This is a genomic window from Microbispora sp. CSR-4 (assembly GCF_008033685.1).
In the GTDB taxonomy this organism is placed as follows: domain Bacteria; phylum Actinomycetota; class Actinomycetes; order Streptosporangiales; family Streptosporangiaceae; genus Microbispora.
Genome location: NZ_VJVX01000244.1, coordinates 1 through 579 on the forward strand (window position 1 = coordinate 1; position 579 = coordinate 579).

The window sequence follows — 579 nt, forward strand, 5'->3', positions numbered from 1 at the left end:
CGACCAGATTCTGGAGCGTTTCGGTCAGTACGAGTCGATGCGGGCGACCCTGGAGAAGGACCACACCTCCGGCCAGGACGACGCGCTGCTCGACATCTACCGCAAGCTGCGTCCGGGCGAGCCCCCGACCAGGGAGTCGGCGCAGGCGCTGCTGGAGAACCTGTACTTCAACCCGAAGCGCTACGACCTCGCCAAGGTCGGCCGTTACAAGATCAACAAGAAGCTGGGCGTCCAGGCCGACATCACCCAGGGCACGCTGACCGACGAGGACATCGTGTCGACCATCGAATACCTCGTCCGGCTGCACGCCGGCGAGGAGACGATGGGCCCGGACAACTCGGTGGTCGTCGAGACCGACGACATCGACCACTTCGGCAACCGTCGTCTGCGCACGGTGGGCGAGCTCATCCAGAACCAGGTCCGCCTGGGCCTGGCCCGCATGGAGCGCGTCGTCCGCGAGCGCATGACCACGCAGGACGTCGAGGCGATCACGCCGCAGACCCTGATCAACATCCGCCCGGTCGTGGCGTCGATCAAGGAGTTCTTCGGCACCTCGCAGCTGTCGCAGTTCATGGACCA

1 pseudogene is annotated in these 579 nt (G+C 65.5%); it reads left to right on the forward strand.

Annotated elements, in window-relative coordinates:
• Positions 1-579 (forward strand): annotated as a pseudogene (locus FLV34_RS39650) (DNA-directed RNA polymerase subunit beta); the annotation flags it as partial.